Raw genomic sequence first — 13,191 nt, 5'->3', positions numbered from 1 at the left:
CAATCCATAGTCAATATGGAATGAGCGTTCCCTTGGCTAAAATTGCCTTGATGGAATGCCTGATCAAGCCTTGCGCTTACGGCTGGCGTCGCGCCGCTTCTCGCCGACGCCGACGGTCAGCGCCATGGCCAGCGCCATCGTCGCCGACAGCGAACGGAAGCCGGCGAAATCCGCCTCGGCAACCTCGAACCAGACCCTGGCGAACTGGGCGAGCGGCGAGAACGAGCTGTCGGTTATGGCGACGATCGGCACGCCCTGCTCGGAAATGGCACGCGCCTCCTCGATCGTGGCCGGTGCGTAGGGCGAGAAGCTGATGGCGATGACGGCGTCCGCCGGTGTGGCGAAGCCGACCATCTCGGCATTCAGGCCGGCTGCCGATTCGATCAGCTGGTTGCGGATCTTCAGCTTGCCGAGCGCATAGGCGATGTAGGAAGCCACCGGATAGGAGCGCCGCTTGGCCAAGACATAGATGGTCTGCGCCTTCGCCAGCAGCGAAATCGCCTCTTCCAGATGCGCATCGTCCAGGGTGCGGGAAATGTCGTTGAGCGAGGTGCTGGCGGCGGCGATGAAGCCATCGAAGATCGCCCGGTGGCCGGCGCCGCCCTCGGCCTTGGCGCGCAGCGCCTGCAGCCGCTCGTCATAGGAAGAGTTGCGCTCGCGCAGCCGCTCGCGGAACACCTGCTGCAGGCTGGTAAAACCGTCGAAGCCGAGTTGCTGGGCAAAACGGATCAGGGTCGAGGGCTGCACGCCGGCCGAAGCGGCGATGCTGGCGGCGGTACCGAAGGCGATGTCGTCGGGATTGTCTAGCGCATAGGCGGCGATCTGGGCGATGCGCTTGGGCAGGGTCTCGCGCCGGTCCAGAATCGTGGCACGCAGCGTCTCGAAGTCGCGAGGTACCTGTTCGTCCATCGTCCCTCTGCCCAAGCCTGTCTGGACACCCTCTCTGCCCCATCATAGCGAGCCTGCGCAAGAACGCCATAAAAAATGAGGCAGACATTCCATTCCTAGAAAAAATGGACTAATTCATCCACTCGAGTTTTGTGGCAGCGAAGGAACGAAAAATGGTCGGCGTCGGTCTTATCGGCACGGGTTTCATGGGCAAATGCCACGCCATCGCGTGGAGCGCCGTCGGGGCCGTCTTCCCCGATGCGGCCAAGCCACGGCTCGTCCATCTCGGCGAGGTCAATGAGGATCTCGCCAAGCGCAAGGCCGGCGAGTTCGGCTTCGCCAAGGCCACCAGTGACTGGCGCGCCGTCGTCAACGACCCGGAGGTCGATATCGTGTCGCTGACAACGCCCAACCAGTTCCATCCGGAAATGGCCATCGCTGTCCTCGAAGCGGGCAAGCATCTGTGGTGCGAAAAACCGATGGCGCCGAGCTTTGCCGAAGCCGAAGCGATGGCGGCCGCGGCGAAGAAATCGGGCAAGGTCGCGGCGCTTGGCTACAACTACATCCAGAGCCCGGCCATCCGTCACATCGGCGCGCTGCTCGACGAAAAGATCATCGGCGAGGTCAACCATCTGCGCATCGAGATGGACGAGGACTTCATGGCCGATCCCGAGGCGCTGTTCTTCTGGAAGCACGAGGCGACTTCCGGCTATGGCGCGCTCGACGATTTCGCCGTGCATCCGCTGTCGCTGGTCTCGGCGCTGTTCGGCCGTGTCGGCAGCGTCATCTGCGACATGGCCAAGCCCTATGCCGACCGCAAGATGGCTTCAGGCGGCCGACGCGCGGTGGAGACCTACGACATCGCCAGCGTGCTGATGCATCTGGAGAACGGCATTGCCGGAACGCTGCAGGTCAACCGCTCGGCCTGGGGCCGCAAGGGCCGCATCGCCATCCAGATCTTCGGCTCCAGGGGGTCGATCCTGTTCGACCAGGAGCGGATGAACGAATTCCAGCTCTACCTGACGTCCGACCGAGCCACCGAACAGGGCTATCGCACCATTCTGGTGGCGCCGCAGCACAGACCCTATGACCTCTTCGTGCCGGCGCCCGGCCACGGCCTCGGCTTCAACGACCTCAAGATCATCGAATGCCACGAATTGCTGACACGGATTGCCGGCAAGCCGGCCCGGCTCATCGAGTTCGCCGAAGGGCTGGAGATCGAGCGCACCGTGCACGCCATGGCGCGCTCCTTCGAGGAGAAGCGCTGGGTGGATGTAAGGTAGGGTTCGCTGCGCTGGTCGCTTTAGCCGGCGGCCGCTGCATTGACTTCCCATCCATCGACCCAGACCTGCCGCAAACGATCGCCTTCGCCCTTGAAACGTAGCCGGTCGGCCGACAATCCTCGATCCGGTCGCTGCGGAAATTGCGGATCGCCTGGCGCAGCTCGCACCAGGCGACGATGTTGGCGGTTTCGGCGTAGTAGATCAGAGCGATCGGGCGGATGAGGCGCTCGGAAGCGCGGCCAAGTTCGTCGCGATAGGAGAGCTCGAGCTTCTCCTCGTCGCGTATGGCGCGGCGCACCAGCGCCAGATCGATCGCACCTGCGGAGGGCGCGGCGAATCCCCACGCATGCAGTGCATTGGCGTCGAGCGTCTGGCGCAAGGGCGGCGGCACGGCGCCGGCGATCTTGGCGCCGACGCGCTTGGCCGCCTGCTTGAGCTCGTCGTCGCCCGTGCGCTCCAGCAGCGCCAGCGACAGGACGATCGCCTCCATTTCCTCGATCGAAAACATCAGCGGCGGCAAGTCGAAGCCGGGGCGCAGGATGTAGCCGATGCCACGCCCGCCCTCGATCGGCACGCGCATCGCCTGCAGCGCCACGATGTCGCGATAGATCGAGCGGATCGTCACTTCCAGCTGGCCGGCGATCATTGCCGCCGTCACCGGCTGGCGCGCCAGCCGCAGGATCTGGATGATCTCGAACAGGCGTGACGCCTTGCGCATTTTTCTAAACCGGTACCAATCACAACTGACACACCATCGTCAGTTGGGCCAGCCTATAGGACTGCCTATCGGTTTGAAAATCAACGGGTTCGGCGGAGGCTGAGCCGAGCGTGACGACAGGCAACTGACATGGGCTATGCTGAAAATCTCTGGCTGTTTTTTATCCTCCTGTTCGGCATCATCGCCGTTCCAGGCATGGACATGCTGTTCGTGCTTGCCAATGCGTTGACCGGCGGGCGCGACAGGGGTCTTGCCGCGACCGGCGGCATCATGGTCGGCGGCATGGTGCACACGCTGAACGGCGCGATAGGCGTCGGCCTGCTGATGCATTTCGTGCCGATCCTGTTCAAGCCGCTGCTGATTGCCGGCGCCGCCTACATGGCCTTCATCGGCATCACGCTGATGCGCAGCTCCATCACCGTCGGTCACGACGGGCCTGCCGGCAGCCGCTCGGCATGGAAGGCGTTTCGCCAGGGCTTGGTGACCTGCCTGATCAACCCGAAGGCCTATCTCTTCGTGCTCGCCGTCTATCCGCAGTTCCTGAAACCTGTGTACGGCCCGATCTGGATGCAGGCTACGGTGATGGGCCTGCTGACCGTGCTGACGCAGGCCGCGATCTATGGCGGGCTCGCAATATCGGCCGGCCGCAGCCGCAAGCTTCTGATCGCCAATCCACGGGTAACCATTCTTGCCGGCCGGGCGGCCGGGCTGCTGCTCTTCGCGGTCTCCGTGTTCACTGCATGGGAAGGGCTGAGGGCGGCGTAGTCTCGGGCTGAACCGAACCGCCGCCCTTCTGGCGCCGGCAGGATCAGGCGGCGCCCTGCTGCAGCGTGGGGAGAAGCTCGTCCAACTGCCCGAACGTCTCGGCCATCGCATCCGCCGCCCCGGTGCCGGCGGCGTCGAGGGCTTTCTTCGAGGGATAAAGCTCATGCATGATGAGCAGCGTCTTGCCGCCTTTCTCCTCGAAGGTCACCGTGGTGACGGGGCCATCGTCACCACCTTCGTCATTGGTCCAGACAAGGCGCGAGGGCGGTGTCACTTCGAGATACCTGCCGAAGAATTCGGCAGGGTGCGAGTCATCACTCCCGAACACCAAACGGTACCCGCCTCCCGCACGAACATCCATCTCGCACGAACGCAGCAACATGCCCATCGACTTCGGCGCCCACCACTGCTTGAACAGCTCGGGCTTTGTCCACGCTTCAAAGACGATGCGGGCCGGCGCGTCGAAGCTTCGCGTGACGACCAGCTCCCGGTCGGACTTTCGTTCCACCGTCGTGCGGTTCTGCATGGGGGTGGGCTCATTCGCTCTCTTTTCGTCCATCGGCTTCCTCCTTCCGTTTCATTTCCTCGACAACCTTGTCCAGCTCGTCGAAGCGTGCGGCCCAGAGCTGGCGATATCTCTCGATCCATGCCGTCTCCTCCTCCAGGCGGCGCAGGCCGAGCTTGCAGGTCCGCACGCGCCCGACCTTCCGCGTCGTGACGAGGCCCGCCTGCTCCAGGACGCCGACATGCTTCTTCATGCCCGTGAGGGTCATGTGGAATTTCTGGGCCAGGTCCGTGATCGAAGCATCCGCACGGCCGAGCTGCTCCAGAACCCCGCGTCGGGTGGCGTCCGAAAGCGCGGCGAACGAGGAATCCAGGCGGGCAGGATGATACTGAACCATTTGGTTCAGTATGTAACACGCGGATCGGCGGCATGCAAGGAGGTGGGGAGCTGCGGGGCCTAAGAGCGGCGTGGTCCTGGGCTGAAACCCGGAAGCGCCGCCCTTATGCTCCACAGATCAGGCGGCGCCTTGCCGGCTCTCCATGATCGCGCGGCGTGCCGAGCGGCGCCATTCGACAGCGCCGGCAAGGCCGTGCAGCACGGTCTCGGTGGTCGCCCAGTCGATACAGCCATCGGTGATGCTCTGGCCGTAGACCAGCGGCTTGCCGGCCATCACATCCTGCCGGCCGGCGACGAGATTGCTCTCGATCATGACGCCGATGATGCGCTCGTCGCCCGCCGCGACCTGGCCAGCGACGTCGGCCGCGACCTTGGGCTGGTTCTCCGGCTTCTTGGTTGAGTTGGCGTGGCTGACATCGATCATCAGACGGGGGGCGATACCGACGCGGACGAGTTCGACCGATGCGGCTTCGACGCTTGCCGCATCGTAATTGGGCTGAACGCCACCACGCAGGATGACGTGGCAATCCTCGTTTCCGGTCGTCGCCGCGATGGCGCTGCGTCCGCCCTTGGTCACCGCCATGAAATGATGCGGCTGGGCGGCCGACTTCACGGCCTCGCCGGCGATCCTGAGATTGCCGTCGGTGCCGTTCTTGAAGCCGACCGGGCAGGAGAGACCCGAGGCCAGCTCGCGATGGATCTGGCTCTCGGTCGTCCGCGCGCCGATGGCGCCCCAAGCGACGAGGTCGGCGATGTATTGCGGCGTCGTCATGTCGAGGAATTCGGTCGCCGCCGGCAGGCCGAGATTGTTGACGGCGGACAGCACGTTGCGCGCCATCCGCAGCCCCTTGTCGATGTTGAAGCTGCCGTCGAGGTCGGGATCGTTGATCAGGCCTTTCCAGCCGACCGTCGTGCGCGGCTTTTCGAAATAGACGCGCATGACGATCTCAAGCCGGTCGGACAGTGCCTCGCGCAGCGCCGCCAGACGGCTGGCATATTCAACGGCCGCGACCGGATCGTGAATGGAACAAGGGCCAACGATGACGACAAGCCGATCGTCGGTCCCGGTGAGGATGGAGTGAATGGCGTTGCGCGAGGCGGCAACGGTGCGTGTCGCCGTGAGTGAGCGCGGTATCTCGCGCATCACCTCGTCCGGCGTGCTCAGCAGTCTCAGTTCCTTGACCCGGAGGTCGTCTGTGGTGGTCAACACGGCTTTCTGCTCCTGTTTGGGAACCTGCCGGCTGAAACAAAAAAGCCGCCAGGTCTGGCGGCTGTTCGGATCTTGTTGCTGCAATCTTCAGATCGAGCGCAATCCTCCCGCCGCCAGCGAGCTCCTAAAGTACCAATACGTGGCGGTCAGGTTGATCATGCGTGGGCTATAGCCGAACTCGCGTTTAATGTCACGCACCTGATGGCGGTCTTGTTTGAATATGCAGGAAGGTATATGTTGGATATTCCAAAAAGGATATGCTCCGATGCCGCTTTATGTGAAGGACCGAGAAGTCGACCGGCTGGTACTTGAGGTGCAGCGCCTCACAAAGGCGCCGAGTAAAGCGGAGGCGGTTCGCCGGGCCCTGACGCATGAAATTGAGCGCGCCCGCAGTGTCCAAAGTGTATCGGAACGCTTGGCGGAGGCAGTCAGAATGGCTGGTGAAATCGGAGCGGATAATCCTGACTTCGATATGAGAGCCTATTCGGACGAGCTTTCAGGGGGATTATGAGCTTGTTCATTGACGCTTCGGCGGTCGTCGCTCTGTTGCGTCCGGAGCCCACGGCAGGAGAACTAGCCGCCCGGATGGATGCCCATGGCGGGCCTTTCTTCATTTCGGCGGTCGTTCGTTTCGAGACCGCAATGGCCTTGGCGCGTTCAAAGACCCCCCTGCCTTCACCCGTCCAACCGACGGCGGTCGCAAAGGCGAATGCGGCCGTGGACCGTTTCGTGCAGGATTTGGGGATCGGCGAGGTCGTCATTTCGGCCGAAGTCGGGCGGCTCGCCATCGAAGCCGCACAAAACTACGGCAAGGGTGTCAATTCGCCGGCGCAGCTCAATATGGGCGATTGCTTTTCCTATGCCTGTTGCAAGGCATATAATTTGGCTTTGCTCTACACCGGTCAGGATTTCACAAAGACTGACATAGGATAGGTTCAATGTGCGCCCCGCAGATCGCTCGCATGAAGCTACTCCGGCAAAGACCCAGCAACGCTCTGGTCGTAGTCGACCAGCGATCCGGTCATGACGCCCGATTGCGGGCTGACCATATAGCTGATCAGCCGCGCGAGCTGGTCCGGCTTGACCAATTGGCCCATCGGCTGCGCGGCTTCGGCCTTCGCCAGCCAGTCGTCGGGCGCGTCGTGCCATTTCTTCTGCACGATGTCCTCGCCCTCGGTGTCCATCCAGCCGGGCAGCACGGCGTTGCAGCGGATGCGGTTGAAGCGATAGGCGTTGGCGACGTTCTTGGTCAGTGTCATCAGCGCGCCCTTGCTGGTCGAATAGGGCGTCAGGAAGGACTGCCCGGTATGCGCCGACATCGACAGTACGTTGACGATCGACCCGGGCGCCTTTTTCTCCAAGAGATGCGCCACCAAGCCCTGCATCAGGAAAAACGGGCCGCGCACATTGGTGTCGAATATCTGGTCGAATAGCTCCTCTGACGTCTCGACCAGCGTGCCGCGCGCCGAGGTGGCGGCGGCGTTGACCAGTGCGTTGAGCGTGCCGAAATGCGAGATCGCGGTGGCGACCGCGCGCTTGCAGTCGGCAACCTTGGAGACGTCGGCGCTGATGAAGATCGCGTCGACGCCCGATTTCTTGAAATGAGCAACAGCCTTGTCGCCCTTCTCCTGCGAGCGGCCGATGAGCGCCAGCGCCCGGCAGCCTTCGTCGGCCAGCGCTTCGGCGACCGCGAATCCTATGCCTTGCGCACCGCCGGTGACGATGGCGCGTGTATTCGAATTGCGATCGGCGGATGCGCTCATCGCTCTACTCCTGTGCCTTGGGGGTCCGGTTCTTACTTGTCGAGACGAATGGTCTTGCCCGTGGTCGCCGACTTCAGCGCCGCATCGGCCAGCTTCAGCGCCACCAGGCCGTCAGCGCCGCTCGGCGCCGCCTTCTTGCCGGATGTCGCCGCCGCTATGAAGGCGGCGATCTCGAGGGCATAGGCGTCGAGGTAGCGGGTCATGAAGAAGTCGTGCAGCGGCGGGCGCGTATAGCCCTTTTCGTTGGCGAGTTCGATCGACACCGGCCGCTGGTTCTCGGCCGCCACCATGCCCTTCGAGCCGTGCACCTCGATGCGCTGGTCGTAGCCATATGTGGCGCGGCGCGAATTGGAGATGACTGCCTGCTTGCCCGAAGCCGTTTCGAGGATGACGCTGACCGAGTCGAAATCGCCGGCTTCGCCGATTTTCTTGTCGACCAGCACCGAGGCGTGCGCGCTGACCGCGACGGGCTCCTCGCCGAGCAGAAAGCGCGCCATGTCGAAATCATGAATGGTCATGTCGCGAAAAATGCCGCCCGAACGCTTGATGTAGTCGATGGGTGGCGCGCCGGGATCGCGCGAGGTGATGATGACCATCTCGACCGTGCCGATGGCGCCATCGACGATAGCCTTGCGCACGGCGGCGAAATGCGGGTCGAAACGCCTGTTGAAGCCGACCATCAGGGTCGCCTTGGCCTTGTCGACAACGGCCAGGCACTGCTCGACCCGCTTGACGTCGAGGTCGATCGGCTTCTCGCAGAAGATCGCCTTGCCGGCCGTGGCGAAGCGCTCGATCAGATCGGCATGGGTGTCGGTTGGCGTGCAGATGACGACCGCGTCGATGTCCTTGGACTTCTCGATTTCGTCGATGCTGCGCACCTCGGCGCCATAGGCAACAGCCAATTCGCTCGCCGCCTTCTCGAAGGCATCGGCCACGGCGACCAGTTTTGCCTGGGGATTGGAACCCACGGCGCGGGCGTGGACCTTGCCGATGCGGCCGGCACCAAGGAGGGCGAAGCGAACAGTCATGGATATTTTCCTCTGGGGATGGTTCGGAGCGGGGCGCCGGTCATGGGCGCTGAACGATTTTCCGGTCAAGACAAATCGACGGGAAGGCGATGACCTCGCCTCCGAGCCCGGCCCTTAGGCCGCGAGTTCCGCCTCGCCGGTCTTGGCGCCGGTGATATAGGATACGATGTCCTGCCCGTCGGTATTTTCCTTGCGCAGATTGGCGACGATGCGGCCGCGCCGGAACACCACGATGCGGTCGCAAAGGTCGAACACCTGGCGCATGTTGTGGCTGATCAGGATCAGCGGCTCGCCATTGTCCTTCAGCGTGCGGATGATGTTTTCGACCTGCGCCGTCTCCTGCACGCCGAGCGCCGCCGTGGGCTCGTCCATGATGATGAGCTTGGAAGCAAAGGTCGCCGTCCTGGCGATCGCCACGCACTGCCGCTGGCCGCCCGACATATGGCGGATGGTGTTGGAGAGGTTCGGGATCTTCACCGCGGTGCGGACCAGCGCCGCCTCGGTTGCCTTGCGCATGTATTTGCGGTCCAGGATCGAGAATGGCCCGAGATTGAACAGGACTTTCTCGCGGCCGAGGAACAGGTTCGACGGCACGTCGAGGTCGTCGGCCAGAGCCAGGTTCTGGAACACCGTCTCGATGCCTGCCTCGCGGGCCTCGATCGGTCCGGCGAAATTCACTTCCTTGCCATCGAACCAGACCTGGCCGCTGGTCCGCTGCTCGACGGCGGTGATCTGGCGCACGAAGGTCGACTTGCCGGCGCCGTTGTCACCCATGATGGCGACGTGCTCGCCCTTGCGCAGCTCGAAATTGGCGCCTTCGAGCGCATGCACGCCGCCATAGCGCTTGGTGAGGTTCTCGGTCTTCAGGACGATGTCTGACATGGTCAAGCCCTCATTGCCCGCATGCGTTGGCGCCACTGGTCTAGAACGACCGCGCCGACGATGATCACGCCCTTGACCATCTCCTGGTAGTAGGCGTCGAGGCGCAGGAAGGTGAAGCCGGAGATGATGACGCCGAAAATCAGCGCGCCGATCACCGTGCCGATGATGGAGCCACGGCCGCCCGACAGCGAGACGCCGCCGATGACCGCCATGGCGATGGCATCGAGTTCGTACATGACGCCCATGCCGGCCTGGGCGGTGAGGTTCTTGGAGGAGAGCACGACGGCGGCGAGCGCGGCGAGAATGCCGGCGATGACATAGACGAGGATCTTGTGGTTGGCGATCTTGATGCCAGACATGCGCGCTGCGTCCTCGTTGGAGCCGATCGCGTAGCAGTGCTTGCCGTATCTGGTGTAGGTCATGATCAGCTGGAACAGCACGGCCAGCGACAGGAAGATGATGACGGGCATCAAGCCCTTGCCGATCGCGGCGAAACTGTCCGTCGGGAACGAGATCGGCTGGCCCTTGGACCACCATTTGGCGATGCCGCGCGCGGTCACCATCATGCCGAGCGTGGCGATGAAGGGCGGGATGCGCGTGTAGGCGATCAGCGCGCCATTGACGAGGCCGGCGAGCAGGCCGCAGCCGATCGCCACCAGCACCGGGACGATCACGGGCAGGTCGGTCCAGCCCTGGGCCAGGAACATCGCCTTGGGGTTGGGATTGCCGTTGACGGTCGCGACCTGGGCGAAGCTCATGGCGATCATGGCTGTCGCGCCGACGATCGAGCCGGAGGACAGGTCGATGCCACCCGTAATGATCACCTGGGTGACGCCGATGGCGATGATGCCGACGATCGACACCTGCAGGATGATGATCTGCAGGCGCGCCTCGTTGAAGAGGCCGGAGACGTCGCTGCGGGTGTTGAACAGAAAGCTGTCGCCGAGGAAGACCCGGCCGATCAATTCGAAGACGACGACGAGGATGACGAGCGCCAGGAAGACGTTGAATTCGGCCGGCCATGTGCGCTTCCTGGCGTCATAGCTGACCCCGCCGACGCCGTGAGATGTCTGTGCCAATTCTTCTATCCTCCGTCAGCCGCGGCCGTCCCCGAGCCCCTTTCGGGCGCCGAGGGAAGCGGAGCGGCGCTGTCGCCGCGCGAGAGCGCCGCCCCGTATGTCCGCGGCTCAGTTCTTCTTCAGGAACTTGTCGATGTTGGCCGGCGTGACCAGCTGGAACGGGACATAGACCTTGTGCTCGACCTTCTCGCCCTTGGCGAGCTTCAGCGCCGCATCCAGCGCCCCGGCGCCCTGGCCGGCGGCGTCCTGGAAGACGGTGGCGTCGAGGTCGCCCGCCTGCATGGCTGCAAGCGCGTCCTGGGTGGCGTCGACGCCGCCGACGACAACCGACTTCATGTCGACGTTGGCGGCCTTCATGGCCTGGATGGCGCCGATGGCGCTTTCGTCATTGTTGGCGATGACGCCGTCGAACTTCTTGCCGGTCGACAGCCAGTTGGTCATCAGGTTCTGCGCCTGGTCGCGATCCCAGTTCGAGGTCTGCTTGTCGATGATCTTGATGAAGCTGCAGTCCGGCGTGGCGATGACATCGTCGATGTCCTTGGTGCGCTGCACGGCGGCCTGGTTGGAAAGCTCGCCCATGATCACATAGACATTGGCTTCCTTCTTGCCGGCTTCCTTGAACAGGCGGCAGACTTCCTTGGTTTCGAGCGTGCCGGAATCGGCCTCGTTCGAGGCGACGAAGGCCTGGTTGTCGGGCAGCGTGTCGACATTGACCGGCTGGCGGTTGACGTAGACCAGCGGGATCTTGGCCGCGGCCGCCGCATCCGACATCGCCTGCGTGGCCGAGGTGTCGACCGGGTTGACGATGATGGCGTCGACGCCGGAAGCGGCGAAGTTCTTGATCTGGTCGAGCTGCTTGGCGACGTCGTTCTGCGCGTCTTCGACCTGCAGCTCGACGCCGCTCATGCCCTTGGCCTGCTCGATCATGCCGTTGCGCAGCACGGTGAGGAAATTGTCGTCGAACTTGGCCATCGAGACGCCGATCTTGGCGGCCATGGCCGATGAACTCATCAGCGCCGCGAAGGCGACGCCCAAAAGCAGTTTCTTCATTGTATTTCTCCTCCACTTTTGGTGTCCGGTTGCACCGATCTCTCCGGAATCCCCGATCTGGCTGGGGAATCTCTCCCGATTACCGTCTCTCTCCCCGGGTTGCGCCTGCCGTTTGCCGGGACGCCAAGGCCTCTTGATCAAACAGATCTTCCGGAACGAAAGAACCAAAATACATGCCTGGTGAAATATTTATTCCATTTGCTCGGGAGGCGTCAAGGGAGATTCCAGAACCGGATGTGCGATTTTGGCGGACAGGGGATGCTGGCGGAGCCGAACGGCGTCTGCGCGCCGGGTCCATTCCTTGGGTGCCGTGGGCGGGCGATGGCATGGCGTTCAGAAATGCCAGATGTCTCTCTGCAACAAGAGATCGAGCGGCGCTCTCCAGACCCTGCACGCCGCCGCCTGCTTCACTTGCCGTTCGACACTGAGCTTGCCGTTGAGATCGAAGAAAGCTCCAATTCGCCTGCGGGCGTGGAGCTTCTTTCCCCTGGTGCTGTAGTTGCGGATCGGCAGCCAGTGGCGGCTCGTCGGGCGCGGTGCCCGAGGTCAATGCTCGCTAGATGTTCTCGGGCAGGTAGATGTCGAACGGCAGGAAGGTCTGGCCGGGTGCGTTGGCCGCACCCGTCTCGATGGCATGCGCCATGAGGTCGAGCAGTTCGCGGCACAAGGCGGCCAGCGGCGTGGAGATCACCATGGTGAGCACCCCATCCGCCAAGGCGGACCGCGAGACCGCCGATATCTCGTTGCAGACGACCGCCGGCATCTCGGCGGGCCTGGCCTGCCGCAGCGCCGCGACCGCGCCTTCCATGCCGCCACCCGCGACATAGCAGCCGACGAGGTCCGGGTGGCGGCCGAGCAGGTCGAGCAACGTGTCCTGCGTGATCTGGTTGGCCTCGAGATTGACCAGCGTTTCCAGCAAGGTGAAGTCCGGCGCCTGTTCGCGGAAGAAGGAGCGGAAGCCGATTTCGCGCAGTTCGTGACCGTGGAAGCGGTGGCTGCCGACGAACAGCGCGACCTTGCCCGGCCGCTTCGCCGCCTTGGAGATCATCCAGGCCGCGGTGCGGCCGACCTTGCGATTGTCGAGGCCGACATAGCCCTCGCGAATGCCGGCCGCGAAGTCGGATAGCAGGGAAAAGACCGGCAACCCCTTGGTCTTCATCTCCTCGACGGTGACCGTCAGCGCCGGGTGATCCGGCCCGACCAGGGCGACCGCCCTGCATTTGGCCGCCAGTTTGCGCGTGCGGTCGACGATTTCGTCCGGCGCCAGCGAACTGGCGAAGTCGATGATGGCGACGCCGCGGAAGCGCTGGGATTGCGATACCGCGAGTTCGAGCTGCCGCGCGAACTCCGCGTAGAAGACATCATTGCCTCTCAAAAGCAGGAAACCCAGCCGGTATTCCGGCAGCTCGTGGCGCATACGCTGCTTGATCAGGCCGGCGGCGTGATAGCCGATCTCGGTCGCGGTCTCGTAGACGCGGCGCGCCGTTTCCTCGCGCACCGGCAAGCGATTGTTGAGCACGCGGTCCACCGTGGCAACGCTGACGCCGGAGACGCGCGCCAGATCAGTGATGGTCGGCCGTTTCGCCATGATCGCCCCTCGCTCGATTCACTGATATCGATACCT

General features: G+C 63.5%; 14 protein-coding genes and 1 pseudogene. 4 read left to right on the top strand and 11 right to left on the bottom strand.

Annotation, left to right across the window (positions count from 1 at the left end; translation table 11 throughout):
- Positions 1-63: 63 nt before the first annotated feature.
- Positions 64-909 (bottom strand): MurR/RpiR family transcriptional regulator, encoded by an 846-nt coding sequence (locus tag X742_RS156005; RefSeq protein WP_023772168.1) that lies wholly within the window; start codon positions 907-909, stop codon positions 64-66.
- A 152-nt stretch (positions 910-1,061) separates the two neighbouring features.
- On the opposite strand from X742_RS156005, the gene X742_RS156010 reads away from it, so the two are divergent.
- Positions 1,062-2,171 (top strand): Gfo/Idh/MocA family oxidoreductase, encoded by a 1,110-nt coding sequence (locus X742_RS156010; RefSeq protein WP_023772167.1) that lies wholly within the window; start codon positions 1,062-1,064, stop codon positions 2,169-2,171.
- A 20-nt stretch (positions 2,172-2,191) separates the two neighbouring features.
- Here the strand turns inward: X742_RS156010 and X742_RS01000000170080 are convergent.
- Positions 2,192-2,889: pseudogene (locus tag X742_RS01000000170080) on the bottom strand (YafY family protein).
- Between the two features lie 129 nt (positions 2,890-3,018).
- Here X742_RS01000000170080 and X742_RS156015 point away from each other — a divergent pair.
- Entirely contained in the window at positions 3,019-3,654 is a 636-nt protein-coding gene (locus X742_RS156015; RefSeq protein WP_023772166.1) for a LysE family translocator, read from the top strand.
- A gap of 43 nt (positions 3,655-3,697) precedes the next feature.
- Here the strand turns inward: X742_RS156015 and X742_RS156020 are convergent, their stop codons facing one another.
- From X742_RS156020 to X742_RS156030, 3 genes are all read right to left on the bottom strand, one after another.
- The gene (locus tag X742_RS156020; protein ID WP_023772165.1) at positions 3,698-4,213 is read right to left on the bottom strand and encodes an SRPBCC family protein; all 516 of its coding nucleotides are present in this window, start codon (positions 4,211-4,213) and stop codon (positions 3,698-3,700) included.
- Entirely contained in the window at positions 4,191-4,556 is a 366-nt protein-coding gene (locus X742_RS156025) for a metalloregulator ArsR/SmtB family transcription factor (RefSeq protein ID WP_023772164.1), read from the bottom strand. Before X742_RS156025 ends, X742_RS156020 begins: the two co-directional genes overlap by 23 nt.
- 117 nt (positions 4,557-4,673) lie before the next feature.
- A complete protein-coding gene (locus X742_RS156030; protein ID WP_023772163.1) occupies positions 4,674-5,765 on the bottom strand; it encodes a 3-deoxy-7-phosphoheptulonate synthase in 1,092 nt (363 codons plus the stop codon).
- 265 nt (positions 5,766-6,030) lie between these two features.
- Here X742_RS156030 and X742_RS156035 point away from each other — a divergent pair, with 265 nt between their 5' ends.
- A complete protein-coding gene (locus tag X742_RS156035; protein WP_023772162.1) occupies positions 6,031-6,276 on the top strand; it encodes a type II toxin-antitoxin system VapB family antitoxin in 246 nt (81 codons plus the stop codon).
- Positions 6,273-6,698 (top strand): type II toxin-antitoxin system VapC family toxin, encoded by a 426-nt coding sequence (locus tag X742_RS156040; protein ID WP_031240294.1) that lies wholly within the window; start codon positions 6,273-6,275, stop codon positions 6,696-6,698. Before X742_RS156035 ends, X742_RS156040 begins: the two co-directional genes overlap by 4 nt.
- A 35-nt stretch (positions 6,699-6,733) precedes the next feature.
- On the opposite strand, the gene X742_RS156045 is transcribed toward X742_RS156040, so the two are convergent.
- The 6 genes from X742_RS156045 to X742_RS156070 form a co-directional block, all read right to left on the bottom strand.
- Positions 6,734-7,528, bottom strand: a complete 795-nt coding sequence (locus X742_RS156045; RefSeq protein ID WP_023772160.1) for an SDR family oxidoreductase — start codon at positions 7,526-7,528, stop codon at positions 6,734-6,736.
- 32 nt (positions 7,529-7,560) lie between these two features.
- Positions 7,561-8,556, bottom strand: coding sequence for an inositol 2-dehydrogenase (gene iolG / locus X742_RS156050; protein ID WP_023772159.1), 996 nt, complete (start codon positions 8,554-8,556; stop codon positions 7,561-7,563).
- Between the two features lie 114 nt (positions 8,557-8,670).
- Positions 8,671-9,438, bottom strand: coding sequence for an ATP-binding cassette domain-containing protein (locus X742_RS156055; protein WP_023772158.1), 768 nt, complete (start codon positions 9,436-9,438; stop codon positions 8,671-8,673).
- A gap of 2 nt (positions 9,439-9,440) precedes the next feature.
- Positions 9,441-10,517 (bottom strand): ABC transporter permease, encoded by a 1,077-nt coding sequence (locus X742_RS156060; RefSeq protein ID WP_023772157.1) that lies wholly within the window; start codon positions 10,515-10,517, stop codon positions 9,441-9,443.
- A gap of 108 nt (positions 10,518-10,625) precedes the next feature.
- Entirely contained in the window at positions 10,626-11,567 is a 942-nt protein-coding gene (locus tag X742_RS156065) for a sugar ABC transporter substrate-binding protein (protein WP_023772156.1), read from the bottom strand.
- Between the two features lie 556 nt (positions 11,568-12,123).
- Entirely contained in the window at positions 12,124-13,155 is a 1,032-nt protein-coding gene (locus X742_RS156070) for a LacI family DNA-binding transcriptional regulator (protein WP_023772155.1), read from the bottom strand.
- Positions 13,156-13,191: the final 36 nt, after the last annotated feature.

Source organism: Mesorhizobium sp. LNHC229A00 (assembly GCF_000502415.1).
In the GTDB taxonomy this organism is placed as follows: domain Bacteria; phylum Pseudomonadota; class Alphaproteobacteria; order Rhizobiales; family Rhizobiaceae; genus Mesorhizobium.
This window is presented reverse-complemented; position numbering and strand designations above follow the sequence as displayed.

Coding starts and splice junctions, on each gene's coding strand:
- X742_RS156055 (WP_023772158.1), bottom strand. CDS start 9,438: ATGTCAGACATCGTCCTGAAGACCGAGAACCTCACCAAGCGCTATGGC.
- X742_RS156035 (WP_023772162.1), top strand. CDS start 6,031: ATGCCGCTTTATGTGAAGGACCGAGAAGTCGACCGGCTGGTACTTGAG.
- iolG (WP_023772159.1), bottom strand. CDS start 8,556: ATGACTGTTCGCTTCGCCCTCCTTGGTGCCGGCCGCATCGGCAAGGTC.
- X742_RS156070 (WP_023772155.1), bottom strand. CDS start 13,155: ATGGCGAAACGGCCGACCATCACTGATCTGGCGCGCGTCTCCGGCGTC.
- X742_RS156015 (WP_023772166.1), top strand. CDS start 3,019: ATGGGCTATGCTGAAAATCTCTGGCTGTTTTTTATCCTCCTGTTCGGC.
- X742_RS156045 (WP_023772160.1), bottom strand. CDS start 7,528: ATGAGCGCATCCGCCGATCGCAATTCGAATACACGCGCCATCGTCACC.
- X742_RS156025 (WP_023772164.1), bottom strand. CDS start 4,556: ATGGTTCAGTATCATCCTGCCCGCCTGGATTCCTCGTTCGCCGCGCTT.
- X742_RS156065 (WP_023772156.1), bottom strand. CDS start 11,567: ATGAAGAAACTGCTTTTGGGCGTCGCCTTCGCGGCGCTGATGAGTTCA.
- X742_RS156040 (WP_031240294.1), top strand. CDS start 6,273: ATGAGCTTGTTCATTGACGCTTCGGCGGTCGTCGCTCTGTTGCGTCCG.
- X742_RS156005 (WP_023772168.1), bottom strand. CDS start 909: ATGGACGAACAGGTACCTCGCGACTTCGAGACGCTGCGTGCCACGATT.
- X742_RS156020 (WP_023772165.1), bottom strand. CDS start 4,213: ATGGACGAAAAGAGAGCGAATGAGCCCACCCCCATGCAGAACCGCACG.
- X742_RS156010 (WP_023772167.1), top strand. CDS start 1,062: ATGGTCGGCGTCGGTCTTATCGGCACGGGTTTCATGGGCAAATGCCAC.